The organism is Glaciibacter superstes DSM 21135 (assembly GCF_000421145.1).
Taxonomy (GTDB): Bacteria; Actinomycetota; Actinomycetes; order Actinomycetales; family Microbacteriaceae; genus Cryobacterium; species Cryobacterium superstes.
Genome location: NZ_ATWH01000007.1, coordinates 68,412 through 93,956, shown reverse-complemented (window position 1 = coordinate 93,956; position 25,545 = coordinate 68,412). Strand labels below are relative to the sequence as shown.

Genomic DNA, 25,545 nt, shown 5'->3' with positions numbered 1-25,545 from the left:
CGTGGCAGCCGGCGTTCGAAAGTAGGAAATCGTGGCGCAGGATGGCAATTTGGTCCTTCCTTCGCGCTCGGATGATCGATTCTTCCTCCTTTCACGCCGGTCTGTTGCCGGTGGCGTGTGTCGCGCTGTGCAAGCGAGTGGGAAAGCGCTTGCTGTCTACCCTTGACCAGGGGGCAGGGGCGCGCTAGCCTCGGTCGGGAATGCGTTTTCCGCTGAAAGGATTCAATGATGATTCGCAGCACAAGATCCCTGACTAGGGCGTCGATCGCCCTGGCCACCGGAGTCGTTCTCGCCCTGGGCGCCGTGAGCGGCCCCGCCATCGCGGGTGCGCACGCCGATGGACATGACGGCAAGCATCCGCCGGCATCCGACACCGCCGGCGTGCAACTCGAGCAGCTCGACCGCGGCCTGGTGGCTGCAGCCACCGCAGACGGCGTCTTCCTGAGCTGGCGACTTCTCGGCACCGAGACGGCGGCTGCCTCGGCAACCGGAGCCGGCGCAACAGACACCGGCGTGGCCGGCCCAGATTTCAACGTTTACCGCAACGGCGAGCTCATCGCCACCGTCACCGACAGCACCAACTACCTTGACGCCGGCGCGCCCGCAGACGGCTCCTATTCCGTCGCCGCGGTCGTCGACGGCGCCGAAGTCGAAGTCGACCACAGCGACGAGGTCGCGCCGTGGGCTGGCGCCTACACCGAACTCGCACTGAACAAGCCCGCAGACGGCGTCACTCCCGTCGGAGAGGCCTACACATACTCGGCCAGCGACATGAGCGTCGGCGACGTCGATGGAGACGGGCAGTACGAGTACTTTGTCAAGTGGGACCCGTCGAACTCGAAAGACGTCTCCCAGATCGGCTACACCGGCAACGTCTACATCGACGCCTATGAGGCCGACGGCACCCTGCTCTACCGCATCGACCTCGGCGTCAATATCCGCGCCGGCGCCCACTACACCGAGTACCTGGTGTACGACTTCGACGGCGACGGCCGCTCAGAGCTGATGTTCAAGACCGCACCCGGCACCAAGACCATCTCGTTCGACGAGGCCGGCAACATCACCGGTGAGGAGTACATCACCCTGCCGACGGCAGACGTCACCGCCGGGTTCGCCAACTCAGACGACTACCGGATGAGCTCGGCCGACTACTACGACCACATCGTGCAGCTTTTCGAGACCTGGCGGGATCACCCAGAAGTCGCCGCAGGCAACTGGCCGGCCACTCTCGAGGAGGCATTCGGCATCGAGCAGCGTTACGAATACCCGCTGTCCCACACGGATGCCGCGGCGATGGCCGACTACTTCATGGACGTTTACGCCCCCGCGCGCAGCGCCCGCAACAACCTCCGCGCGTTCGAGGGGTTCATCCTCACGGGCCCGGAGTACCTGTCGGTCTTCGAGGGAGCAACCGGTGCAGAGCAGGAGACGATTCTCTACGAGCCCGGACGCCACGATGACGGCCTAATGTGGGGCGACTACGCGATGAGCCGCATCGAACCTGGCAACCGGGTCGACCGTTTCCTGGCCGGCGTCGCCTATCTCGACGGCACGCATCCGTCTGCCGTCTTCGCACGCGGTTACTACACCCGCTCCAACGTCGTGAGCTACGACTGGGACGGCGAACACCTGAGCACGCACTGGGCGGTCGACAGCGGCTGGACGCCGATGACAAACCCGTTCAACGACTCCCCACACGGCCGTGACGGCACCGATCCCGAATTCGGCACGTTGGCCACGCAGGGCTTCCATTCGCTCAGCGCAGCGGATGTCGACGGTGACGGCAAGCAGGAAATCGTTTACGGATCGGCCACCATCGATGACGACGGTTCCCTGTTGTACAGCTCGTACGACGTGCTCCCGCCCGAAAGCGGTGCACCGGGCGAGCTGGCGCGCATCGGCCATGGCGACTCCATGCACGTGACCGATATCGACCCGAATCGACCCGGCCTGGAGATCTTCACCGTTCACGAGGGCGCAACCGGCGCCCCGTACGGCTATGCGCTCCGTGACGCCGCCACCGGCGAGGTGCTCTACGGGGCGTACTCAGGCAAAGACACCGGCCGCGGCATGATTGGCGACGTCGACCCGAGTGTTCCCGGGCTGGAGACCTGGGCCATCGGCCTCTGGTCTGCCGACGGCCAGAAGCTTTCCGACTCGGGTCTAGGCACCAACGCGAACATCAAGTGGGCCGCCGACATGACGACCCAGATCGTGAACGGATCGGGCAATCAGACTCCGACGATCGACGACTACACGCGGGGAACCCTGCTCACAGCCGACGGCACACGCACCAACAACGGCACGAAGGGGAACCCGAACCTGGTGGCGGATGTCTTCGGTGACTGGCGCGAGGAACTGCTGGTGCGCACAGAAGACAGCAGTGCGATCAGGATCTACCTCAGCACCGAGGTGACCGCGCGAAAACTATACACGCTGATGCACGACGCGCAGTACCGTGCAGAGGTCGCCAGGCAGCAGACCACGTACAACCAGCCGTCGTACACGAGCTTCTACCTGGCCTCCGACATGTCGTTCGCGAATGTGCCGGTGCCAGGGCTGTGGACGCCAGGCGCTCTCGATAGCCTGGCCGGTCTCCTCGACGGCTTCGTAGCATCCGGTGACGTCAGCGGCCCACTCGCCCACCAGCTCGGCAATGAACTCGACAAGGCGAAGAAGGCGCTTGACCGGGATGACACACGCAAGGCGGCGAAGTCGGTCGACAAGTTTCTCGACAGGCTCGCCAAGCCCAAGAAGCCAGATCACCTGAGTGATCAGGCGCGCGCGGAGCTCGGCTACGCCGCCGAGTCGCTGTTGGCGATGCTGACTCGGTAATCCACACTGCGGTATTCAACACAGGTGAGAGTGACCTTTCGGCCCGGAGGTGCCGGCGGAAAGGTCACTCTCGACTGGAAAGGTACCTGGCAGACCGAAGGAGTGACTGTCGCAATTCCCGGCGCTCCAGCGCTATTGCTTTTGACAATCATTATCAATAGAGAATAGTGTCACAGGGTGCCCACGAAGAGACTCGTCCCCATCGCCCTGTTTGCCGCCTCCGCGCTCGCCCTGTCCGGCTGCGCCGCCACGGCGGGCGGCGCAACGGACGCGGCAGATGGAGACCTGCGCGTCGTTGCCACGACAACGCAGGTCGCTGACTTCACTCGCAACGTCATCGGCGACACCGACCGAGTCACCCTCACCCAGCTCATTCAGCCCAACCAGAGCGCGCACAGCTACGACCCTTCCGCAGCCGACCTCGCCGGCCTCGGCGCAGCCGACGTGCTCATCGTCAACGGAGCCGGTCTCGAAGAATGGCTGGACGACGCGATCTCCGCTTCCGGCTTCGATGGGATCACCATCGACTCCGACGAGGGCATCACAATCTCCGACGATGCCGCGGCTGAAGACGGTCATGAACACGCTGAAGATGACGACCACGAGCACGGAGACGGGCACGAGCACGCTGAAGATGAGCACAGTCATGCCGGCGGCAACCCGCACATCTGGACATCCGTTCCCAATGCCGAGGAGATGGTGCACACGATCGCCCACGGCCTCGCAGACGCCAGCGCGGACAACGCGGCTGCCTTCGAAGCGAACGCGGAAGCCTACGAGGGAAAACTGGCAGCACTAGACGATTGGATTCACACCAACATCGACGCGGTTCCGGCGAACGAGCGACTGCTGGTGAGCAACCACGACGCCTTCGGCTACTTCACCACTGAGTACGGAATCACCTATGTCGGCTCCATCATTCCGAGCTTCGACGACAACGCCGAGCCCAGTGCCGCGGCCATCGACGACCTCGTCGCCGCCATCAAGGCCACCGGCGTGAAAGCGGTGTTCTCCGAGGCCTCGATCAGCGCGAAGGCCGCAGACGCGATCGCCTCCGAAGCCGGCGTGACTGTCTACTCGGGTGACGACGCACTCTACGGCGACTCACTCGGCCCTGCCGGCAGTGACGGTGAGTCCTATATCTCGTCCCAGCTGCACAACGTCAGCCTCATCCTCGAGTCGTGGGGCGTCACGCCGAGCGCGGTACCGGCAGACCTGCAATAGTTGATCCCGTGCACGAGAACCTTTCTCAACAGCAGCCTGACCAGCGGCCCGGCCAGCCGAACCAGCTCCAGGCGCGCTCCAACGCACCCGCTGTTCTGACTGTCGACGCGGCATCCTTCGCCTACGAGCAGAAGCCGGCCCTCGAGAACGTGAGCTTCGACATCCGGCCGGGCGAGGCCATTGCGTTGATCGGCCCGAACGGTTCGGGCAAATCGACCCTGCTCAAGGGGATTCTCGGCCTCATCAGCACTGTTGCCGGTTCGGTACGGGTACTCGGCGAGGAGACGCCACCGGCCGGCTCCATCGGCTACGTGCCGCAGGGCGGCGAACTCGACCCCGAGTTTCCGGCCAGCCTAGAGCAAGTCGTGATGATGGGGCGTTACCGCGGGCTCGGCTGGCTGCGCCTCCCCGGTCGCACAGACCGGCGCGCCGTCGGCGATGCACTGGATGCCGTCGGCCTCGCCCACCGTGCGAAGAATCGTTTCGGCGAACTCTCCGGTGGCCAGCAGCAGCGCGGCCTGCTTGCGCGCGCCATCGCATCCGGCCCACGCCTGCTGCTGCTCGACGAACCGTTCAACGGGCTCGACCAGAAGAACCGCGACGCCTTGATCGGCACCATCGAGCGACTCAAGGCCGACGGTGTGGCCATCCTGGTCTCCACCCATGACCTCGAACTCGCCCGAGCTGTGTGCGACTGCGTGCTGCTCCTGAACGGTGGCCAGGTCGCGTTCGGTCCGCTGGACACCGCTCTCACGCTCGACAACGTGCAGGAAGCATTCCGCGAGGTCGGGGTCGAAATGGACGAGCACACCCTCGTCGTTCCCGGCCACGAGGGCCACTGAGGTGGACCTGCTTGGCCCGTTGTTCGAGGCATTCAGCCTGCCATTCATGGCCAGGGCGCTCGCCGTACTCGTGGTTCTCAGCCTCGTCGCCGGTGTCGTCGGCGTGCTGGTCAACCTGCGCGGACTCGAGTTCATCAGCGATGGGCTCACCCACGCAGTCTTCCCCGGCATCGCGATCGGGTTCGTCTGGGGTGGCCGCGACGGGCTCTTCGCCGGCGCGATGATCGCCGCAGTGCTCTCGGCCGTGGTGCTCACCCTGCTGGTGAGGCGAGCTGTGACATCGGATGCCGCCATCGCGATCGTGCTCACCGCCATGTTCAGCATCGGAATCATCGTCGTGTCCCGCGACTCCGACTACGCGGGCCAGCTCGAGCAACTGCTCTTCGGCCGCCTACTCACGGTCACCGGGGCCGAGGTCGTGAAGACGATCGTCATCTGCGTGATCGCCCTCCTCCTGGTCGTGCTGACTCTCAAGGAGCAGCTCTTCCGCGCCTTCGACCGCACCGGGTCGGCCGCCGCCGGCTACCGTCCGCTGCTGCTCGACCTCGTGCTCAACGTCGCCATCGCGCTGGTGGTCGTTGCCGCGTCGAGTGCAGTGGGAAACCTGCTCGTACTCGCCGTGCTCATCGTGCCCGGTGCGGTCGCCCGGTTGGTCACCGTGCGGTTGTGGGTGCTCTTTCCCGTGGCGGCGGCCTTCGCCGCCCTCGCAGCGTGGGTCGGCCTCGCAATCGGCTTCGAAGCATCCGTGGGCGGCGGAGTGGACCTGCCGAGCGGGGCGACGGTGGTGCTGGTGCTGGTGGCCGGGTACGCCGTCGCGCTGCTCGCGCGCCTGACGATCGACCGCGTGCGCCGCGGCGGGTCGCTCGGCCGTGGCGCGCCAGTTACGCGCGAACGCGCCACGCGCGCCTGGAGCATGAGCGCGCAAGTGGCGCATGAGACGGATGCCGCGGGTAAGGATGCGGCGGGCGACGGCCACGCAGACCACGGCCACGCAGACCACGGGGCAGGCCGCTGATGGGCTATTTCGAGAAAGCACTGCTCGCCGCAGCGGTGATCGGCGCACTCAGTGGCCTGGTCGGCACGCTCGTTGTGCTGCGGAAGCGCACTTTCTTCGCCCAGGCGCTCACCCACGCCACCTTTCCCGGTGCCGTCGGTGCTGCCATCCTCGGTGTCAGCATCCCTCTCGGAGCCGCTATCGCAAGTGTCGCGATCGTCGCTGTCATGACCCTCATCGGGCGCGTGAACCGGCAGGGCAGTCAGGTGGCGTCTGGCATTGTGCTCACCGCCGGCTTTGCACTCGGGGTGTTGCTGCAGGCACTGAACCCGTCACTTCCCGTGCACGTCGACTCGTTCCTGGTCGGGTCGATCTTGACCGCAACGACTGGAGACATCGTGCTCGCGGCCGGTGTGCTGGTGGTCGCCGTCGCCGTCATCGTGTTCCTCGGCAAGGAGATCCTGTTTTCGACGTTCGATGTGAAGGGTTTCCGGGCCGCAGGCTACAAGGAGTGGCCCATCGAGCTCCTGGTGCTCGCACTCATCACGGCGACGGTGGTCACGGCCATGCCGGCCGTCGGCGCGATCCTCGCCATCGCGCTCATCGCGGCTCCGGCCGCCGCCGCGCGCCTGCTCGCGAAGCGCTACTCGCAGATCTTCGTCATCGCTCCATTGGTCGGGGCGGCATCCGGAATCATCGGCGTCATGCTCTCTCGGGTGGCCGATGTGGCAGCGGGCCCGGCCGTTTCCCTCACCGCGGCCGCGATCTTCCTGATCGCGCTAGGGATTCGTCAGGTTCGCCGGATACGGTGGAGACCATGAAGCGGAACACGTGGCAGCGCGAGGCGGTGCGGGAAGCCCTCGGCCAGACCGAGGGTTTTGTCAGCGCGCAGGGCCTGCACTCCGCGCTGCACACCAGCGGTTCGCCGATCGGACTCGCGACGGTGTATCGCGCCCTCGGCGACCTCGCCGGCGCGGGCGACGCAGACTCCCTGCAGTCGCCGGAGGGTGAGAGCCTGTACCGTGCCTGCAGCACCGACGCGCACCACCACCACCTGATCTGCCGCAATTGCGGGCTCACCGTTGAGATCGAAGCGGATGCCGTGGAGACCTGGGCGAAGACCGTGGCAGCCAAGAACGGATTCACCCAGGCTGCCCATGTGGTGGACGTCTTCGGCCTGTGCGCCTCCTGCACCCAGGCCGCAACAGTGCACGTTGTCGGGCCGCAGCAGTAGCCGTAACAGCGCGATAGAGACAGTTCCAGAACTAGCGACTCAGGTCCTTCCTCGATTACCCCTGCGGCCAATACAGTGGGGGGCGATGCGAAAATACAGCGCCCTCATACTCGCGATTCCTGCCATCCTTCTGTTTGCCGCGTGTGCGGGCAGCCCGGCTCCGACGGCATCTCCCACGCCGAGTCCGTCGGCTTCCCCGACGGCGACTGCCACCCCGACGGCGACTGCCACCCCGACCCCGACCGCCACCGGCCAAGTCGACCCGAATGCGCCAGACGGGCAGTGCTCTGACGACATTTTGAGCGTCTCGCTCGGAGCGTCGGATGGTGGCGCGGGGTCAGAGGCGACGAACATCATCTTCACGAACACCGGATCGGACGATTGTGTGCTCAAGGGTGCGCCAGGCGTCTCCGTGGTGGGGGACGGGAATGGTACCGAACTCGGTGCACCGGCAGATCAGATTGATGACTCGGATCCCGCTGCGGTCACCCTTGCTCCCGGCGGTACCGCTGTCGCCGCGCTCCAGTCGGTGAACATCGGCACAGACGGCGGCCCGATGGCGGGCAACTGCGACGTCGCGCAGGGTGACGGATACCGCATCTTCCCTCCGCACTCCTTCTATGCGGTGTTCGTTCCGAGCGCCGGAGTACCCGCCTGCACCAACGGCAGCGTGTGGATGCACGTGCAGCCCGTCGCCGCCGGCTAATGCCCGGCGCACTCGTGTTGCGCAGGCATCCGTTTGCCCGTATTGTTTAACGCTGCTGCGTATATCTGTGCGCGCATCGTAGGTACTCCATCCTCCTTATTGTGAAAGTGGGCGGATCTGTGCCTGCCGACAAGGGATCTTGGGAAGGGCATTCGCCCTTCGGTAATGGAGGATAACTATGGCAGCGACCTGCCAGGTGACTGGAGCAATTCCCGGCTTCGGACACAACATTTCGCACTCTCACCGGCGCACCAAGCGCCGTTTCGACCCGAACATCCAGAAGAAGACCTACTACGTGCCGTCGCTTCGTCGCAACGTCACGCTGCAGTTGTCGGCTAAGGGAATCAAGGTCATCGACGCTCGTGGCATCGAGTCGGTCGTCAAGGACCTGCTCGCTCGTGGGGAGAAAATCTAATGGCCAAGGCACACGACGTTCGTCCGATCATCAAACTGCGTTCGACGGCAGGCACCGGTTACACCTACGTGACCAAGAAGAACCGTCGCAACAACCCCGACCGTCTCGTACTCAAGAAGTACGATCCCGTAGTGCGCAAGCACGTTGACTTCCGCGAGGAGCGCTAAACATGGCGAAGAAGAGCAAGATTGCCCGTAACGAACAGCGCAAGGTCATCGTCGAGCGGTACGCCGTGAAGCGCCTTGAACTGAAGAAGGCCCTCGTCGACCCGAACGGCACCGACGAGTCCCGCGAGGCCGCACGCACCGGCCTGCAGAAGCTTCCCCGCAATGCGTCGCCGGTTCGCCTGCGCGGCCGCGATGCCATCGATGGCCGCCCCCGCGGCTACCTGAGCAAGTTCGGCATTTCGCGCGTGCGTTTCCGTGAGATGGCGCACGACGGCGAGCTGCCGGGTATCACCAAGTCCAGCTGGTAACCCAGCAAAAATTTCCGCAAAGGGATGCCGACATTCGTGTCGGCATCCCTTTTTCGTTTCGCGTGAAGCGAAATCCGCACGACGCGCCGAGGCAAATGGCCAAAAAGGGTGCGGAAATACGCGGATTTACGGGGAACTCTGTTAGATTCAACGCGGTCGAACCGACCAGCGGCAGGGCTCCCCGGAGCCTCGTCGCAACACGAAATAGCTGTTTATACAGACCAAGGTCCGAGGAGGACACTCAATGGCTGACAAGTCGCTGAACAAGACCGAGCTCGTTGCCGCAGTTGCTGCGGCGTCCGGCCAGAGCCAGGCTTCCGTTGATGGCGTTCTGAACGCTTTCTTCGCCACGCTGGCCGAGACCGTCGCCAAGGGCGGAAAGGTGACCATCCCGGGATGGCTCGGAGTCGAGCGCACGGCGACCGCCGCCCGCACCGGCCGCAACCCGCAGACCGGCGCCGAGATCAAGATCCCGGCCGGCCACCGCGTCAAGCTGACCGCTGGCAGCAAGCTGAAGGCTTCCGCCAAGTAGGTTCGCACCACTTCGATAGGGCGCCGGCACTGTCGGCGCCCTATCGCGCGCTTCAGGCACGGTGAACCGTGAGAAATCGACCTTCAGGGGCTCTGGAAGGTCGATTTGCCACGTCTCGGTGACGCTCGGTTGGCGGCGAGGTGACGGATGCCGGGCGGTTAGGCTTGATCAGTGCCTAGAATCGTGCGCGTCGCCGGGCCGGCGGCCCTTCTCCTCGTGGCCGTGCTCTCGACGATCGCGGCTCTCGCCTATGGCGGTGGTGCTGACGCGCAGCTTCTGGCCGACCCGGGCCCCGTCGTGCGTTGGGGCCTTCCGATCGCCAAACTCCTGGTAAACATCGGCGCAGCCGGTGCGATCGGCGCCCTCGTGCTGACCTGTTTCGCCCTGAGTCCACGCGATGACGAGTTCAACGCCGCACTCGACTTCGCCGCAGCATCCGCCGCCGTCTTCACCGTCGCATCCGCTGTCACCGGTTTCTTCACGTTCCTGTTGGTGACCAACGTTCCGCTCTCGGCCGACGACCGGTTCAGCGCCACGGTCGGCCAGTTCTTCAGCCAGATCGAGATCGGGCAGGCGTGGCTCGGCACCACACTCCTCGCCGCGGCGGTGACGGTGCTCTGTTTCGCCGTGCGCAATCAAACGGCCATCGTCTTCGTCACGGCCCTCGCTGTTGTCGCGCTGCTGCCGATGGCGCAGCAGGGTCACTCCGCCGGAGCAGAGGGCCACGACGCGGCCGTCACATCGCTGTTCCTGCACCTGGGTTTCGCCGCCGTCTGGCTGGGCGGACTGCTCACCATCATCGTGCTGCGCAGGCAACTCGGAAACGGACGCATCATCGACGTGATCGGCCGTTATTCCTCGCTTGCGCTGATCTGCTTCATCGTCGTTGCGACGTCCGGGTACGTCAACGCGTCGCTGCGCATCGGCACACTGGATAACCTTCTGACACCGTTCGGCATCCTCGTGGTGGTCAAGGCGGCCGCCCTCATCGCGCTTGGCTGTTTCGGCGTCGTGCAGCGTCGCTATTTCATTGAACGGATGCAGCGGAGCGCGAAGGCGTCCAGAAACTGGTTCTGGTGGCTGGTCGTCGTCGAACTCGGCTTCATGGGCATCGCATCCGGGGCGGCAGCGGCCCTGGCGAGAACGGCAACGCCGGTGGCAGAGGTGGTGGCGACCGACGTGCCGACCTCGACGCCCGCCCAGGTTCTCACCGGAGAGGCGCTGCCGCCGGAGCTCACCTTCTCCCGGTATTTCACCGAGTGGAACTTCGACCTGGCCTGGGCGCTGTTCTGCGCATTCGGCATCATCTTCTACCTGGCCGGCGTCTGGCGTCTGCATCGGCGAGGCGACAAATGGCCCGTCTATCGCACCGTTCTCTGGGTGCTCGGCCTGCTCACGCTGTTCTACATCACGAGCGGCGGCGTCGCCGTCTACGAGACATACCTGTTCTCCACGCACATGCTGATGCACATGGTGCTCACGATGCTGGTGCCGGTGCTCCTTGTGCCCGGTGCGCCGGTGACCCTGGCCGCACGCGCCATCCGCAAGCGCAAAGACGGCAGCCGCGGGCCGCGCGAGTGGATCTTGCTCGCCGTGCACTCGAAGCCGGCAGGGTTCCTCTCGAACCCGTTCGTGGCCGCGGTGTTGTTCGCCGGATCTCTCTGGGTCTTCTACTACTCACCGTTGTTCAGCTGGGCGACGACCGATCACACCGGCCACCAGTGGATGATCGTGCACTTCCTGATCACCGGTTACCTGTTTGTGCAGTCGTTGATCGGCATCGACCCTGTTCCGTACCGCCTGCCGTACCCGTTCCGACTGCTCCTGCTCCTCGGAACGATGGCATTCCACGCCTTCTTCGGTGTGGCGATCATGACCGGCACCGGGTTGTTCCTCGCCGACTGGTACGGCGCCATGGGCCGCCCGTGGGGGCCAAGCGCCATCGTCGACCAGCAGAACGGTGGCGGCATCGCCTGGAGTATCGGCGAGATTCCCACCATCGCGCTGGCGATTGCGGTCGCCATCCAGTGGAGTCGCAGTGACGAGAGGGAGACCAGGCGCAGGGATCGGAACGCCGACCGCACGAACGAGGCCGAGCTCGAGGAGTATAACGCCCGGCTCGCGCGCCTCGCGGCACACGACCGGTAGCCGGCGCCCCGCCGTGGCCATCCCTCTCGCCGGGTGTAAACCGAGCAGCAGACCGCGCGGTCAGTGCAGCTGGATTGCCAGTGAGCCGCCCGGGTTGATCGAGACGCTCAGGCCGACGGCGAATGGCACGTTTTCGTCGCGGGTCTCGATGTCTCCGTCGAACAGCGACTGCACCTCGACCAGGATGTGTGCCTGGCCTCCGGTATCCGGCATTTCGAAGGCGGTTTCGCCGGTCGTGAGGGTCACCGCGGGGTACTCGGCGATCGACCACACCGGCAGATCCTTGATCCGGTCGTCGATGACGATGCCGAACGGACAGTTCGAGGGTTGCAGCACCTGTTGAGCAGTGCATTCGTCGAGGAAATTGCCGAGCTCCGTCTGCACCTGTTCGACAAACGTCGCATTGGGTTGCGCGTCGATCGTGACCTCCGTCACGCCCTGGGCGGTGACGGGAACCTTCTGTTCCTCGGCGTCGAGCAGTTCTGACGCGTGACCGAGCGTGTAGACGACGGGCGCAAATGCGAGGTAGGAGGCCTGATTGGAGAAGGCGGACGGCGCATCTTCTGCCGCGTGGGCCAGCGTGTCGAGCGTGAGCCCGTTCACGGTGAACGTCGACTCGTGCAGAACAGACACCCGCAAGACCGCCAGTGGACTCGTGCTGAAGCGCCAGCTGTCGAACACCAGTGCCAGGTTGCCGTCGCGCTCGACGGCGAAGGTCGCCTTCGATGGGGCGCCGTTCAGCGAGAACCCGAATTCCACCGAGTGCAGACCCGGCTTGGTCTCGATATCGCTCAGCAGGTGAATGTCTGTGATCGAACCGAGAACACTGGGGCGAAGCAGGGTCTTCGGGATGTCCTGTGGGAGCCCGGCGGCCTCCAGCTGGGCCTTGCTTGGAACCACTCCGGGCAAAGACTTGGCGCCGTCTGCGTCGTGCCGGGCGAGGGCGTCCAGGTATTGCCGCACGAAGCCGCCGGCGCTGTATACGTCGCGGTTGAGCGATGCGATCGCGGCGAACAGGGCGCCGGCAAGCAGCACACCGACAAGAACAATGGCGAGAATCGCACGCAGCCTGGTGCGCCGCAGGTTCCCATCCTCGTTCGTCACCCCCACATCCTACGGGCGACCCCCGGAACCAGACGAAGCGGGCGTCCCACCGTTACGGCACTGGAACAGTCGCATACGCACAACAGGGCCTGGGGATAACCGCAGAACGCGGGTCGGCGCCGGTTACAGTGGGATGTCCCACCCGAATTCACCAGAGAGACGAACGTGCCCGAGATTCCGCTGTCGCTTGAGCAGGCCGAGGTGTTTGCCGCCATCGAGGGCACTCGCCAGAACGTGTTCGTGACCGGGAGGGCGGGAACGGGTAAGTCCACCCTGCTGAACCACCTGTCGTGGAACACCAGCAAGCAGATCGTGATTGCCGCACCGACCGGCGTTGCTGCCCTGAACGTCGGCGGTCAGACCATCCACTCACTGTTCCGGTTGCCCATCGGCGTGATCGCCGACCAGCCGATCGACCAGAACGACGGCGTGAAGAAGCTCCTCAATACCATCGACACCCTGGTGATCGATGAGGTGTCGATGGTCAACGCCGACCTCATGGACGCGATGGACCGCAGCCTCCGCCAGGCCCGCCAGCGGAAAGACGAGGCGTTCGGCGGAGTGCAGATCGTGCTCTTCGGCGACCCATACCAACTGGCTCCGGTGCCGGGAGACGGCGATGAGCGTGCCTACTTCGCCGACACCTACCGGTCGATGTGGTTCTTCGACGCCAAGGTCTGGCAGCAGGCCGAGCTGCGCATCTTCGAGCTCACCGAAATCCACCGCCAGCACGACGCCGACTTCAAGCACATGTTGAACGCCGTGCGCCACGGGCAAGTGACGGCCGAGATCGCCGAGGCGTTGAACTCGATGGGTGCCAGGCCGGCACCCGACGAGGGTGCCATCACGCTTGCGACCCGCAACGACTCCGTGAACCGCATCAACGCATCCGCTCTCAAACGCCTGTCTGGTCGTGCCCTGACCGCGAAGGCCGAGATCACCGGCGATTTCGGCGGCCGCACCTACCCGGCAGACGAGACCCTCGAGCTGAAGGTGGGCGCACAGGTGATGTTCCTGCGCAACGACACCGGGCAGGGCCCAGACGGGCCGCGCTGGGTCAACGGCAGCATCGGCACGGTCACCCGCATCGACTCGACGGTCTACGTTGATATCGACGGCGATGTGCACGAGGTCGAGCCGGCGATCTGGGAGAAGTACAAGTACACCTACAACGCCGCGACAAAAAAGCTGCGAAAGGATGTCGTGGCCGAGTTCACGCAATTCCCGCTGCGGCTGGCGTGGGCGGTCACCATCCACAAATCGCAGGGCGCAACCTACGAGCGGGCGATCGTCGACCTGGGTTCACGGGTGTTCAGTCCAGGGCAGACATACGTCGCCCTCAGCCGGCTGACCAGCCTCGAGGGGCTGTATCTCAGCCGGCCGCTCCGGCCGGCGGACATCATCGTCGACCCCAACGTGCAGCGCTTCATGCAGGACCCCGCCCGTCGGGGTCAGGCGCAGTGAGGCGAACGCGGATCGCGATACCACGTCGCCGCACATCCTCACCCGTCAGGTCCCGTCTGATGATCGCTTCGACCGGTGGCCGGAAGGCTTCATACCAGTACTGGTAACGGCGATCGTTGAGGTGTGGTGGCAGTAAGGAGAAGATGTCCAGGCGATGCCCCGGTCCGTTGAAGACGGTGGCGAAATCAGCTCGGGCGACATTGTACCGGTCGGCGACGTCGGCAAGAACGGATTGATACGGGGCACGACCCGGTTCCAAGGGAAGATCGGAGACGACGGTGCGCTCTGCCGGCGCCCGCGCGAGGATCGCTTCCAGGTCGGTGCACGGGATGTTCGTCAATCACGTCGGATTCACGCTCATATCGCTGTTCGACGGCTTCGTCATCGTCGCCGCGATCGACCTGCACGCACCGCCCTGGCTGGTCGCCTCCCTCGCGATCGGCGGGGTCATCGCGGGAATCATCGGTGTGCGGCGCCTGGAAGCGCGCGCGACCGACGCGCCTCGAGCCGTGATTTAAGCACGTTCCCAGCGCCGGGGAAGGTGTTCAACTCACGGCTCGGCGCAGGTTTCGGCAGCCTCAACCAGCGGGATTGGCTCAACCAGCGGAATCGAGCGCGAAGGTCGCGTCGAGGGCGGCGGAGAGGTCGGCGATGAGGTCGTCGGCGTCTTCGAGTCCGATCGAGAACCGCAGGTGACCCCATTTCTTGAATTCCTCCGGGTAGTGCACCACCCGTGGCCCGCTGGTGCCGACGTGCACGATCAGCGACTCGTCGTGGCCGAGTGACACCGCAGACGTGATCACCCGCAGGTTCGACACGAACCGGTTCTGCGTCTCAGAGTCGCCGTCCACCGCAAACGCCATCATGGCTCCGAAACCGCCGCTGAACTGCCTCGCCGCCACGTCGTGCTGCGGATGCGACGCCAGGCCGGGGTAGGCGACATACGCCACCCTCGGGTCGGCATCGAGGAACTCCGCCACCCGCGCAGCGGATGCGACGTGATGCCGCCACCGCAGCGGCAGAGTTACCGACCCTCGCATGATCAGCCAGGCGTTGAACGGGCTGATCACGCCGCCGACATCCACCATCGCGTCGTTCTTGATCCGCTGCACCAGGTCGCGCCGTCCGATCACTGCCCCGCCCATGGCGTCGCCGTGACCGTTGATGTATTTCGTGAGCGAGTGTACGACCAGGTCCGCTCCGTTCTCGAGCGGCCGGATGAGGGGCGGCGGTGTAAAGGTCGAATCGACGGACAGTAAAACGCCGGCCTCGTGCGCGATGGCGGCGATCGCCGCGACATCCGTCACCTTGGTCGTCGGGTTCGCGATCGCCTCGATGTGCACGAGCTTCGTCTCCGGGCGGATGGCGGCGCGCACCGCGCCGGGATCCGTGGCATCGACGAAGGAGGCATGGATGCCGTACTTCTCCGGAAGCAGCTCGGTGAAGAGCCGGAACGTGGCTTCGTAGGTGGTGTCGGCGATGACGGCGTGATCGCCGGAGTTCAGCAGCGTGAAGAACACCGCGTGCAGTGCGGCCACTCCGCTGCCGAGGGCGACCGCATCTTCACCGTGCTCCAGAGCTGCAAGCTTCTGCTGCAGCCCGAGCTGGTTGGTACCGGAGTTTCGCGTGTAGAGCGGCACGTCGGTGCCAGACCAGCTGACCTCTGACGGGTCGTCCGGCAGGGCGTACGAGTTCGCCATCACGATCGGCGTTCGAATCGCGCCGCTGCCCCGGTCGATCTCGTTTCCGGCGTGCACCGCCTGGGTGAACTCGGCGAGGGTGCTCGGGGCGTGCTTGTCTGGACGATCGGTCATGACTCCAGCGTATGACTGGAAGCGCCGGTAAGCGCATGCTTTACCCGAGATGACGGCTCAACCGGGCAAAGCAGACCGCGCCGAGGGCGGCGAAAGCGACCCAGATTCGAGTGAGGGGGCTCAACAGCATCTCCTTTGTTACGCGAATGCAACAATCGACGGAAACAACGGATGCCGGTGGCCGGCGATGACCGGTCGGTCCGTCTGTGAGACCGACCTGTCATGCACTCCGGCCCGGGCTATGCGTTCAGCGGGTTGACCTCGAAGATGCCGAGGAGCAGTCCACCCTCTGTGGCGATGAAGCCGATCCCGCCGGTGACGGCGAAGCCAAGCAAGCCGACGAGCACGTAGACCGCGCCGAAAATGGTTCACAGCAATCGGTTGGGGGATGTATGCATTTGGTTGCCTCCTGGTTCGTTCCACGGTTGACCCGTGCTTGAAAGGAGTTCGGAAGGAGCGGGAAAACGGATTGGTCGACGCCGCGAAGGAAATTGGCGACCAGGGTCCACCCCGAGGATGACGCGCCGCGACTGGCTTCGCGGATAGAATCCCTTCTAGGTACACGAAGAGTGTGCGAGCGGGAATGCGCCCCAGCGTGCCCAGTAACACACACGGTGGCCCAGGCATGCAAGACGGGTCGGAAACGAAGACGGCGCAGGCACGAAACGGGGTGACATGGCACGCGAAGCAGGCAGGGCACGACGCAGGTTCGCCGTCGCCCTCATCGCCGTGGCCGCCCTTGTCCTCTCCGCCTGCACGTCGGCGGCTGATGCGAACGACGCTCACACGCAGGTGGAAGCCCCGTTCGACTCCGGGCTGACCGAGCGCCTCGATGCCGCGCTCGCCGAGGCCATGACGCTGGCCGGGGCATCCGGTGCCATTGCCGGAGTCTGGGCGCCGTGGGCCGGTCAATGGGTTGTCGCTCCCGGCACGACAACGATCGACGGCGGCACCTCGATGAGCACCGACATGCGGTTCCGCATCGCCGCCAACACACGCTCGATGACCTGCACGGTGCTCCTGCGACTTGTCGACGAAGGGCGCGTGAAGCTCAGCGACACGATCGACATGTATCTCAAGCGCGCGTCGGGCGTCGAGAAGATCACGCTCGGGCAGCTGTGCCAGAACACCTCCGGCCTCGCGGACTACAATTCTGAACTCGCCCCCCATTTTGTGAACAATCCGACGCGTATCTGGCCGCCGCTCGAGGTCGTCTCCAGCGGAATCGCCGCCAACCGGGTCTCGGAGCCTGGAGGAGCGTTCGCGAGCTCAGATACCGGCTACGTGCTGCTCGGGTTGACGCTGCAGGCGGCCACCAACCAGGACTGGGACAGTCTCTACAAGCAGTACATCTTCGATCCGCTCGACCTCGACGCCACGTCGTTCCCGGCGGCAAGTGAACTGGAGATTGCCGGTTCGCACCCGCACGGGTACGCCGCTGCTCTCGCCCCGGACGGTTCGAAGGTGTGCGAGGTCGTGCGAGACGAGACCGAACTGTCGAACTCGATGCGCTGGGTGTCGGGCGGCGTGGTGTCGGATCTCGAAGACATGAAAGTCTGGTCGCAGGCGCTCGCCGACGGCCGGCTGTTGTCGGAGAAATCGTCTGACGCGCAGTGGGCAACGATCCCGCTCGGCGGTGACACGCCGTCGTGGCAGGCTTACGGACTCGGCGTGCAGCAGCTCGGGCCGATGCGCGGCCACGCCGGTGCGATCCCTGGGTTCCTCTCGGCGATGCTGGTCGATCCAGCGAGCGGACTGACGATTGTTGTCATGCTGAACAACTCGAACGCCGGCGCCGGTTTTGCGCAGACCCTCGCCGAACGGCTGGCCTCGATCGCGTCGAAGGCGCCGTCTGCGGGCGAAGAGAGCGCGCCGCTGCTCGAACTGCCCTGGTCTGAAGAACAGACTGTTGCGACGATGCAGGCTGCAGCGGTCTGCCAGCCGCCCCCTCCCCCGGCTGAAGAACCTCCGGCTGAGGAACCGCCGGCTGAGGGCTGATCAACCCATGACGATCCCACCAGATACCAAAGACTGGACCTGGGTGCTCGAACGCCCCTGCGCAGAGTGCGGTTTTGACGCTTCAGTCGTCGACCTCGCCGACATCCCCGGCCTGGTGCGGGCCAACGCGGGCGCATGGCCGTCGGTGCTCGCGCGACCGGATGTGCGGGTACGGCCGAACGATCACACCTGGTCCGCGCTCGAGTACGCCGCCCACGTGCGCGACGTCTTCCGCCTCTTCGAAGTGCGGCTGGCGCTGATGCTGGCCGAGAACGGTCCGCAGTTCGCCAACTGGAACCAGGACGAGACGGCAGGAGCCGAGCGCTACAACGAGCAGGACCCGATGCGGGTGGCCGACGAGCTGACGGATGCCGCGGCATCCGTCGCCGACGCGTTCACCGTCGTGCCGGGCGACGCACTCGAGAGAACCGGGCGCCGTGGAGATGGCGCCGTGTTCACCGTCACGACGCTTGGGAGGTACTTCGTGCACGACCCGGTGCACCACCTGCACGACGTCGGGGGCGCAACCGGTTGAGCGCAGCGGGAAATCCGCCGCCGCATCAGCCGGCGAGCTGTCGATCGAGGAAGCTCGCGGTTCGGGCGAAGGCCAGCGCGGCTGCGGTCGCATTGAACTTCGCCGGAATGCTCGCGTTCGCGAACGAGTGCCCGGTGCCAGGGTAGTCGTAGCGCACGGTGGTCGTTCCGTCGTCTTCGAGTCGCGCGACGAACGAGTCGGGGTCGCCGTTCACCTCCCAGGCGTCGTCTTCGGCGAAGTGCAGCTGCACAGGGCACGGCACGATGCGGTGTTCCTGCTCGCCGAGTGTCGCGTAGTAGGCAACGACCGCGTCGACAGTACCCCCGGTCGCGTGCGAGAGCGCCAGCCAGCCGCCCATCGAGAAGCCGACGACCGCAACGCGCCTGGTTCCTTCGGAACGCGCCCGCTGCACGAGCGCTTCGATCGCATCGATAGAGGGCAGCAGTTCCAGCTTGTCGAGCAGGGCTTCGGCTTCCTGCTCGTCGTCTGTCGCCCATCCGTTGTAGAAATCGGGCACGAGAACATGGAAGCCCTGCTCGGCGAGTGCGGCCCCGTAGTCGGCGAGCCCAGGCAGGCGGCCGTACCAGTCGTGCACAACGACGACCAGCGGATGCCCTGGGACGCCGTATTCGAGCGGGCGATCGCCAGATGGGATTCTCACGGGGGGCATGCAGCCAGACTAATCCAGCGCGTGGGCTGCGAACAGACGGGAAAGGGGCCCGCGCGTGAGCGCAGACCCCCGGTTTTCCCTCACGCCACATGCGTTCCCCCGAGCAAGGGCAGTGAAGGCCTCTACCTGATCGTCGTTCGGGTCCGGATCAGGCGTCGGGCAGACGAAATGCGGTCATGCACGCGGGTCTCGCTGCACGCGCTCATGGCTTCGACCTCCGATAACGGGGGCGTTGAAGCCACAGCGATGCCGCCGCCAGGGCGACAGATGTCATCCCGAGGGCGATGATCAAGACCGTCAGCGTGCTGTTCATGATTCGTACTCCTTCACCCCAAGAGACGCCACACCATTCGATTCATGACGCGGGTTCCCCAAGAATTTTCCGCCGGGTTGTGCAAAACCGAGTTGTGCAGAAGCGACGTGGTACAGGAAAATGACCAACACCGGCGTCATGATTCCGACGGATCGGAGTCTCTTAGTGTGAGACCGTCCGTTCGAGATCGTCGGTTCGGGTTCCGAATGCGCGTAAACACGCTGCAGGATGCCCGTCGTCAGTATCGAACCGTCGCTATCGAGCTGTCAGTATCGAGCCGTCAGGAGGGAGCGCAGTATGTCCAGTGCGCTTGCCGACCCCGCCGACCCCGCCGGCCCCGTTCACCCGGTAGACCCGACCGGCAGCTTTGCGTTCGATTCGATCTCAGACACCGACCTCATCGAACGGGCACGGGGCGGTGACGCGAATGCGTTCGCCGGCCTCTGGCGCCGTCACGCAGCCGCCGGCCGAACGGTCGCCAGGTCGTTCACGTCGAGTCTCGACCCGGATGACCTGGTTTCTGAGGCGTTCACCCGCATCTACCAGCAGCTCCAAAAAGGCAAGGGACCGACGGGCGCCTTCCGTCCGTACCTGTTCACGACCATCCGCAACACCGCATCGTCGTGGGGGCGCGCGCGGCGGGAGACCTCGATCGACACCCTCGAGTCGTTCGAAGATCCGGAGACGAGCGAACAGGCATCCATCGACGCTCTTGACCGCAGCCTGACCGCGACCGCGTTCCGGTCTCTGCCCACCCGATGGCAGGAGGCCCTCTGGTACAGCGAGGTCGAGGCGATGACCCCGCAGCAGATCGGGCCGTTGCTCGGCATGAGTGCCAACGGCGCGGCGGCACTCTGCTATCGGGCGAGGGAGGGCTTGCGTCGCGGCTGGATCCAGGCGCACCTGAACTCGGCCGACACCTCACCGGAGTGCCGTTTCACCATCGAGCGCCTCGGCAGTTATGCCCGCGGCGGCCTTGGACAAAGAGAGACACTGCAGGTCGAGGGGCACCTCGATGGCTGCGCGAAGTGCACCATCGTCGCCGCGGAGGCGAAGGAGGTCGGGTCGCGTCTTGCGCTCGTGCTGCTGCCGCTCGCGGCGGGCATCGGCGGGGCCGCCGCGTACACGACCTGGCTACAGACCGGGGCGACGGATGTTGTGATGGCGGTCGGCATGCCGGCTGCGGTCACGGGTGGCGCGACGGTCGTGGGCGCGAGCGCAGCCGGTTCGACCGCTGCTGGTACGGGCTCGGCTGGTGCGGGCTCGGCCGGTGCCGGTGCGGCAACGACGGCGGCATCCAGCGTGGGCACGGGCATTGCGCTGACGTCTGCCGGTGTGGTCACGGCTGTTGCCGCCACGCTCGCGCTCGCTGCCACCGTCGTGGTCGCCGTCACGCTGGGGCCGACTCTGTTTCCCGGCCCGCCCACTGGCCCAGACGCGGTCATCGCCGCTCCGGGCGTCACCACGGACACGGACGACGTCGTTGCGGCGCCGGTTACCCCGCCGGTCATTCCCGCGCCGCCCGCGCCGGATTTCCCGGCTCCCGACCGCGGAGACGCCACTGAACCGAGAGTGCCGCCCGCCGCAGATCCGTCACCGGAGACGACGGTTCCGGATGGGGTGGACACCGAACCCGTGGGGCCGGTCGATCCGGTTGAGCCTGTGGATCCCACAGACCCCACAGACCCGACAGACCCGACAGACCCGGGAGATCCGGAGCTTGCGACGCCCGAGATCGGACCGATCGACAATGGCGGCGGCCTCTACTACCCGACGATAGAAGGGATGGCTACTCCGGGGTCGGTCATGGAGTTGTTCATCCTGCCAGCGGAATCCCCGGATCAGCCGTTCGCGGCAGCTGGTATTGCTGAACCTGGCGAGCCCAGCCTCACAATCGAGGTCAACGAGATCGGTGCGTGGAATGCATCACTCGACATGCTGGGCGCCGGCTCCTACACGATTGCAGGCCGGGAACGGCACGGTGATGCGGTCTCTGCCCTGAGCGAGCCCCAACCATTCGAGATTCTCCAGCCCCCACAGATCGAGAGGACATCCCTGTTGGTCCTCCGCATCTGGGGCGTTGCCAAGGCCGAGGTCGAGTGGCGGTCATTGAGCAGGGAATCGCTGTGGGATTCGAGAATTCTCGACGATTCGGGTCAGACGCGCTGGCTGTCGCTCGAGGGCTTGTTCGTAGGTGACGTGATCGCTGTTCGCTACTCAGACGGCAACCGGTTCGGGCCCGAGTTCACTTACACGGTTCCTCCATTGCTGTCCGAGTAGGAACCGCGTGACCGCAATCAGCCGAGGCCGGTGACGCGCATGGTGATGTTGATGCGCCCGGCGCCCAGGCCGCATCCGTCTGGAGCGCTGCCGGGGTGCACCCGAGTGATGCCGTGGTAGGCGAGGCGAGACGGCCCGCCGAAAACGAAGAGATCACCGGATGCCAGTTCGACGTCTTCGTACGGACGGTTGCGGTTCTCGGTATTCCCGAACCGGAATACGCAGCTGTCGCCGATCGAGAGTGACACCACCGGCGCGCGCGACCGCTCGTCGCGGTCCTGGTGCATACCCATCCGCGCGGTCTCGTCGTAGTAGTTCACCAGCGCTGTGTCGGGTGTGTAGTCGTCGCCCGCGCTGGAGTCGTCGGAGGATTCGACCAGTGCCTTGCGCCCCAGTCGCACCATCCAGTCTGGGAAATCGAGCACCCGGTTGCCGTTGACGTCGGTGGCTTCGCGCGTGTACGTGTACGGCTGCCAGTGCCAGCCGAGGCAGACCGTGCGTACCGACATCTCGTGACCCCGCACCTTCGCCGCCCGGATCGGAACCGGCCCGGCAACCCAGTTGTGAAACTGCCCGACGATCCAGCGCTGCTGCTCGAGGGTCAGCCAGTCTGGAAGGTGCACTGCGCCGGGTGCGAGCTCTCGGCGCAATCGCCCTGGCGCGCCATCGGAGGACAGGAAGTCGTCGGAGAACAGTCGGCTCACAGCTATCACGCTACCGACTCGAGCGTGAGCAGCGCGGTCTTCGCTTCGAGGCCGCCGACGTAGCCGCCGAGAGTCCCGTCGGTGCGGAGCACGCGATGGCAGGGAACCACGATCGGCAGTGGGTTGGTGGCGCAGGCCGTGCCGACGGCCCGCACGGCGTGTGGGTTCCCGACGAGTTCGGCGACCTCCTTGTAGCTCTGCGTGCTGCCGTAGGCGATCTCGGGCAGATGCCGTTGCACAATTCCACGGAAGCCCCTTGAGAGCGAGTAGTCGAGCGGCAGGTCGAAGGCGGTGCGCCGCCTGGCGAAGTAGTCGTCGATCTCCCTGGCGGCGATGTCGAGGCGCCTCGGCGCACGAAGGATTCGCGGGCTCACTTTGCTCTGGAGCTTCTCGAGTACGGTGTCGTGATCCTCGACCTCGAAGGCTACGCGAAGGAGACCCTTCTCCGTGGCGGCGAGGAGGAGAGGCCCGACCGGGCTGTCGATCGTCGTGTAGGCGATGTCCAGGATGCCGGCGGCATCGGCCGAGTTCTCGAGCCGCTGGTGCAGGAGGCGGAGGTGTTCTGGCGCGGGCTCGGTGGCAGCGAGAAGTTGCGTCGAAAAGTCGGCGACTGCCCTGCTGTTGTCGGGTGCACTGGGGTGGGTTGTGTCGTTCATTCTTTGGCTTCTTTCACGGGGTGCCTCAGTGTGGTGCGCAGGTTCTTGATGCCGTCAGCGGCGGCGCGCCGCGCGGCATCCGTTGTTCCACCAAGGATTTCTGCGATCTCCTGGTACGGCAGTCCGCCGAGGTAGTGGTACGCGACCGCCTGGCGTTGTTTGGTCGGAAGCGCCTTGACGGTGTTCCAGAGATCGTGGTCGGCGCTGCCGGGGTTGCCGATGGTGGATGGCCGTTCTGGCACAGTGTCGGTGGGGATGGCGTGACGTTGCCTCGCACGGGTGACGTCGATGGCTTTGCGATGGGCGATGGTGACGAGCCAGGCTTCGACGTTGGCGCTCGCCGGAAGCTCAGGGTAGGCGCGTAGTGCGGCGAGGAAGGTCTCAGACCAGGCGTCGTCGGCGTCGGTGTGTGGGCCGAGCACGGCTCGGCACACGCGCAGCACCATGGCGGCGTGCTCGGTGACGATCGTCTCGAACGGTGGTTTCATCTCCATCACACGGTAGACGCCCCGGCGCCTCGAAACGTGAGTTCAACCGAGCGGTTGTGCACTCCCATTGGCTTCTCCGGAGCTCAGTGCCAGCGGTGATCGACGAAGGCCATGCGAGGCGCGCGCCGCGGCGCGCCTGGAACTCCTGCCGCCTCGAGCAGCCGCACCACGCGATAGCGGTGCCCGCGCCACGGCTCAAGCGCTTCGACCATGTCGTCGTCGGTGAACGACTTTCCGAACAGTGCATGACCGATGTATCCAGCCAGGTGATAGTCGCCGACCGACAGTGCATCGGCATCGCCGAATGCCCGTTGGGCTGTTTCCGCCGCTGTCCAGGGTCCGACTCCCGGTACGGCGCGGAGTCTGATTTGGGCGGCATCCGTTGTCAACGTCGTCGCCCGTTCCAGGCTGTCGGCAACCCGCGCGGCGGTCACCACCGTGCGCGAGCGGGTCGGGTCGACCCCTGCGCGATGCCAGTCCCACGACGGAATCAGTGACCACTCGCGCGCAGAGGGGACGACCTTCATCGGAACCGGAGTCGGCCCTGGCGCCGTCGTTCCGTACGCTTTGACGAGCCACCGCCACGAGGCCATCGCCTGGATGGAGATGACCCGCTGCTCGAGAATCGCCGGAACCAGTGCCTCGAACACGCTGAGGGTCTTGGGAATCCGCAGGCCGGGAAAGTGCCGGTGGGCGTCGGCGAGCACCTGGTGCCCTGGCTCGAAATCAGCGTCGTCATCGTCAGCGCCGAGCAGCGTCGGTGCGGCGGCCACCGCGCGGGCAGCCCCCGGTCCGTATGCTTCGCAGCGGATCTCATGGAGCCCCCGTTGCGTCAGACGCGTGGTGGTCGGTTCGCCGTCGGTGAGGGTTGTTCGCCAGAGGGACCCGTCTGCTGCGACCTGGTGGGTCGGATCTGCGGGCCCGCGACGGAGCCTCGACAGGGTCAGCCGAACATCCGTAGCCAGTCGCGGCGTCCAGGTCAGTTCTGCGTCAGCCGTCACGGTATCCATTCTGCAGTGCTTCCGTGCGGCGGCAGAATAGAGGGATGACGGAGAAGAGACCTATCGATATGTCGACGTGGGCAAGGCGGGAGACGTTCGAACACTATCGGGGACGTGTCCCATGCACCTACAGTGCAACCGTCGAACTCGATGTCACGGAGTTTCTGGCAGCAGTGAAGGCGACTGGACGCAAGGTCTATCCGGCGCAGGTGTGGGCGATCGCCACGGTGGTGAATCGACATGAGGAGTTTCGGGTGTCGGTCGACGAGGAGGGCAACCCGTCGGTGTGGGACGTGGTGCACCCGTCGTTCACGGTCTTCAATCCTGAGCGCGAGACCTTTGCCACCGTCTGGGCCGCATACGATCCGAGCTTCCCGCTATTCCACGACCAGGCCGTGGAGCTGCTCGCGACGCACCGGACATCCGTCAACATGTTTCCCCAGAGCGATACGCCGGAGAACGTCTTCGACATTTCGAGCATCCCGTGGATGCGATTCACCGGGTTCGACCTCCACATCAAGCCGGGGTACGACCACTACCTGCCGATCTTCACCCTCGGCCAGTTCACTGAGCGCGACGGGCGAACGACGATGCCGTTCGCCGTGCAGATTCATCACGCTGCTGCCGACGGCTTCCACACGGCTCGTCTCGTGAACGAACTACAGGAGGTGTTCGCCAGCGCCTCGGAATGGGTGAGCTGAACCTCGCAAGCGGTCAGACGGTGATCAGCAGATTCGCGAGGGAGTCGAGAGCACCGGGCACGAGCCGGTAGTAGGCCCAGGTCCCCCGCTTGTCGCGGGAGAGGATGCCGGCGTCGACGAGGATCTTCAGGTGATGGGAAACTGTCGGCTGGCTGAGCCCGAGGGGCTCTGTGAGATCGCACACGCACGCTTCGGAGTCTTCGTGCGCGGCGACCATGGAGACGAGTCGGAGTCGAGCCGGATCTGCGATCGCCTTGAGCGAGCGAGCCAGAGCTTCTGCGTTGACTGCGTCGATCGCTTCTCTGGTCAGCGGTGCACAGCACGCGGTGACGTCCATCACGGGAAGTTGGGCTATCGACATGTGACCAGTCTCCCATAGAGATTGACATGCGTCGATGTATTGGGTGATACT

At 65.3% G+C, this 25,545-nt stretch carries 27 protein-coding genes and 1 pseudogene; 18 read left to right on the top strand and 10 right to left on the bottom strand.

The window, feature by feature from the left end:
* Positions 1-228: 228 nt before the first annotated feature.
* From K323_RS0111145 to K323_RS0111090, 12 genes are all read left to right on the top strand, one after another.
* Complete coding sequence (locus K323_RS0111145) at positions 229-2,835, top strand: rhamnogalacturonan lyase (protein WP_157509411.1); 2,607 nt, start codon at positions 229-231, stop codon at positions 2,833-2,835.
* Between the two features lie 177 nt (positions 2,836-3,012).
* On the top strand, positions 3,013-4,059 hold the full coding sequence (locus tag K323_RS0111140) for a metal ABC transporter substrate-binding protein (protein WP_022885361.1): 1,047 nt from the start codon (positions 3,013-3,015) through the stop codon (positions 4,057-4,059).
* 8 nt (positions 4,060-4,067) lie between these two features.
* A complete protein-coding gene (locus K323_RS25495) occupies positions 4,068-4,901 on the top strand; it encodes a metal ABC transporter ATP-binding protein (RefSeq protein ID WP_022885360.1) in 834 nt (277 codons plus the stop codon).
* Between the two features lies 1 nt (position 4,902).
* Positions 4,903-5,916, top strand: coding sequence for a metal ABC transporter permease (locus K323_RS25490; protein ID WP_022885359.1), 1,014 nt, complete (start codon positions 4,903-4,905; stop codon positions 5,914-5,916).
* Positions 5,916-6,716 (top strand): metal ABC transporter permease, encoded by an 801-nt coding sequence (locus K323_RS0111125; protein ID WP_022885358.1) that lies wholly within the window; start codon positions 5,916-5,918, stop codon positions 6,714-6,716. The genes K323_RS25490 and K323_RS0111125 overlap by 1 nt, the downstream gene beginning before the upstream one ends.
* Positions 6,713-7,129: a Fur family transcriptional regulator gene (locus tag K323_RS0111120; protein WP_022885357.1), complete on the top strand. Its 417-nt coding sequence runs from the start codon at positions 6,713-6,715 to the stop codon at positions 7,127-7,129. Before K323_RS0111125 ends, K323_RS0111120 begins: the two co-directional genes overlap by 4 nt.
* Before the next feature lie 85 nt (positions 7,130-7,214).
* Complete coding sequence (locus K323_RS0111115; protein WP_022885356.1) at positions 7,215-7,835, top strand: DUF4232 domain-containing protein; 621 nt, start codon at positions 7,215-7,217, stop codon at positions 7,833-7,835.
* A gap of 178 nt (positions 7,836-8,013) precedes the next feature.
* Complete coding sequence (rpmB, locus tag K323_RS0111110; RefSeq protein WP_022885355.1) at positions 8,014-8,250, top strand: 50S ribosomal protein L28; 237 nt, start codon at positions 8,014-8,016, stop codon at positions 8,248-8,250.
* The gene (rpmG, locus tag K323_RS0111105; protein WP_022885354.1) at positions 8,250-8,417 is read left to right on the top strand and encodes a 50S ribosomal protein L33; all 168 of its coding nucleotides are present in this window, start codon (positions 8,250-8,252) and stop codon (positions 8,415-8,417) included. The genes rpmB and rpmG overlap by 1 nt, the downstream gene beginning before the upstream one ends.
* 2 nt (positions 8,418-8,419) lie before the next feature.
* Positions 8,420-8,725 carry a 30S ribosomal protein S14 gene (gene rpsN, locus K323_RS0111100; protein ID WP_022885353.1) on the top strand — a complete coding sequence of 102 codons (306 nt, stop codon included), beginning with the start codon at positions 8,420-8,422 and terminating at the stop codon, positions 8,723-8,725.
* A gap of 244 nt (positions 8,726-8,969) precedes the next feature.
* On the top strand, positions 8,970-9,257 hold the full coding sequence (locus K323_RS0111095; RefSeq protein ID WP_022885352.1) for an HU family DNA-binding protein: 288 nt from the start codon (positions 8,970-8,972) through the stop codon (positions 9,255-9,257).
* A gap of 171 nt (positions 9,258-9,428) precedes the next feature.
* The gene (locus tag K323_RS0111090; RefSeq protein WP_022885351.1) at positions 9,429-11,405 is read left to right on the top strand and encodes a bifunctional copper resistance protein CopD/cytochrome c oxidase assembly protein; all 1,977 of its coding nucleotides are present in this window, start codon (positions 9,429-9,431) and stop codon (positions 11,403-11,405) included.
* A gap of 60 nt (positions 11,406-11,465) precedes the next feature.
* On the opposite strand, the gene K323_RS0111085 is transcribed toward K323_RS0111090, so the two are convergent.
* The gene (locus tag K323_RS0111085; RefSeq protein WP_022885350.1) at positions 11,466-12,509 is read right to left on the bottom strand and encodes a hypothetical protein; all 1,044 of its coding nucleotides are present in this window, start codon (positions 12,507-12,509) and stop codon (positions 11,466-11,468) included.
* A 165-nt stretch (positions 12,510-12,674) separates the two neighbouring features.
* On the opposite strand from K323_RS0111085, the gene K323_RS0111080 reads away from it, so the two are divergent.
* Entirely contained in the window at positions 12,675-13,973 is a 1,299-nt protein-coding gene (locus tag K323_RS0111080; protein ID WP_022885349.1) for an ATP-dependent DNA helicase, read from the top strand.
* On the opposite strand, the gene K323_RS0111075 is transcribed toward K323_RS0111080, so the two are convergent.
* Positions 13,936-14,313 carry a hypothetical protein gene (locus tag K323_RS0111075; protein WP_022885348.1) on the bottom strand — a complete coding sequence of 126 codons (378 nt, stop codon included), beginning with the start codon at positions 14,311-14,313 and terminating at the stop codon, positions 13,936-13,938. The genes K323_RS0111080 and K323_RS0111075 overlap by 38 nt on opposite strands.
* Here K323_RS0111075 and K323_RS0111070 point away from each other — a divergent pair.
* The gene (locus tag K323_RS0111070) at positions 14,303-14,491 is read left to right on the top strand and encodes a hypothetical protein (protein WP_022885347.1); all 189 of its coding nucleotides are present in this window, start codon (positions 14,303-14,305) and stop codon (positions 14,489-14,491) included. The two genes, K323_RS0111075 and K323_RS0111070, sit on opposite strands and share 11 nt — an antisense overlap.
* 78 nt (positions 14,492-14,569) lie before the next feature.
* Here K323_RS0111070 and K323_RS0111065 read toward each other — a convergent pair whose 3' ends face one another.
* Both K323_RS0111065 and K323_RS29810 read right to left on the bottom strand, forming a co-directional pair.
* Positions 14,570-15,787, bottom strand: coding sequence for a trans-sulfuration enzyme family protein (locus K323_RS0111065; RefSeq protein WP_022885346.1), 1,218 nt, complete (start codon positions 15,785-15,787; stop codon positions 14,570-14,572).
* Positions 15,788-16,032: 245 nt separating this feature from the next.
* A pseudogene (locus tag K323_RS29810) lies at positions 16,033-16,152 on the bottom strand (DUF4383 domain-containing protein); the annotation flags it as partial.
* A gap of 310 nt (positions 16,153-16,462) precedes the next feature.
* Here K323_RS29810 and K323_RS0111055 point away from each other — a divergent pair.
* Both K323_RS0111055 and K323_RS0111050 read left to right on the top strand, forming a co-directional pair.
* Positions 16,463-17,785: a serine hydrolase domain-containing protein gene (locus K323_RS0111055; protein ID WP_022885344.1), complete on the top strand. Its 1,323-nt coding sequence runs from the start codon at positions 16,463-16,465 to the stop codon at positions 17,783-17,785.
* A gap of 7 nt (positions 17,786-17,792) precedes the next feature.
* Positions 17,793-18,320, top strand: coding sequence for a DinB family protein (locus K323_RS0111050; protein ID WP_022885343.1), 528 nt, complete (start codon positions 17,793-17,795; stop codon positions 18,318-18,320).
* A 25-nt stretch (positions 18,321-18,345) separates the two neighbouring features.
* Here the strand turns inward: K323_RS0111050 and K323_RS0111045 are convergent, their stop codons facing one another.
* Positions 18,346-18,990 (bottom strand): dienelactone hydrolase family protein, encoded by a 645-nt coding sequence (locus tag K323_RS0111045; RefSeq protein ID WP_022885342.1) that lies wholly within the window; start codon positions 18,988-18,990, stop codon positions 18,346-18,348.
* A 610-nt stretch (positions 18,991-19,600) separates the two neighbouring features.
* Between K323_RS0111045 and K323_RS28855 the strand changes: the two genes are divergently transcribed.
* Complete coding sequence (locus tag K323_RS28855; protein ID WP_022885341.1) at positions 19,601-21,583, top strand: sigma-70 family RNA polymerase sigma factor; 1,983 nt, start codon at positions 19,601-19,603, stop codon at positions 21,581-21,583.
* Between the two features lie 17 nt (positions 21,584-21,600).
* Here the strand turns inward: K323_RS28855 and K323_RS0111030 are convergent, their stop codons facing one another.
* The 4 genes from K323_RS0111030 to K323_RS0111015 form a co-directional block, all read right to left on the bottom strand.
* Positions 21,601-22,287 carry an alpha-ketoglutarate-dependent dioxygenase AlkB family protein gene (locus K323_RS0111030; RefSeq protein WP_051147332.1) on the bottom strand — a complete coding sequence of 229 codons (687 nt, stop codon included), beginning with the start codon at positions 22,285-22,287 and terminating at the stop codon, positions 21,601-21,603.
* 5 nt (positions 22,288-22,292) lie between these two features.
* On the bottom strand, positions 22,293-22,943 hold the full coding sequence (locus K323_RS0111025) for a methylated-DNA--[protein]-cysteine S-methyltransferase (protein WP_022885339.1): 651 nt from the start codon (positions 22,941-22,943) through the stop codon (positions 22,293-22,295).
* Positions 22,940-23,431 (bottom strand): RNA polymerase sigma factor, encoded by a 492-nt coding sequence (locus tag K323_RS0111020; RefSeq protein WP_084697232.1) that lies wholly within the window; start codon positions 23,429-23,431, stop codon positions 22,940-22,942. The genes K323_RS0111025 and K323_RS0111020 overlap by 4 nt, the downstream gene beginning before the upstream one ends.
* Before the next feature lie 83 nt (positions 23,432-23,514).
* Positions 23,515-24,441, bottom strand: coding sequence for a DNA-3-methyladenine glycosylase family protein (locus K323_RS0111015; RefSeq protein WP_022885337.1), 927 nt, complete (start codon positions 24,439-24,441; stop codon positions 23,515-23,517).
* 35 nt (positions 24,442-24,476) lie between these two features.
* On the opposite strand from K323_RS0111015, the gene catA reads away from it, so the two are divergent.
* Positions 24,477-25,133, top strand: a complete 657-nt coding sequence (catA, locus tag K323_RS0111010) for a type A chloramphenicol O-acetyltransferase (RefSeq protein WP_022885336.1) — start codon at positions 24,477-24,479, stop codon at positions 25,131-25,133.
* A gap of 13 nt (positions 25,134-25,146) precedes the next feature.
* On the opposite strand, the gene K323_RS0111005 is transcribed toward catA, so the two are convergent.
* The gene (locus K323_RS0111005; RefSeq protein WP_026851543.1) at positions 25,147-25,494 is read right to left on the bottom strand and encodes an ArsR/SmtB family transcription factor; all 348 of its coding nucleotides are present in this window, start codon (positions 25,492-25,494) and stop codon (positions 25,147-25,149) included.
* Between the last annotated feature and the right edge of the window lie 51 nt (positions 25,495-25,545).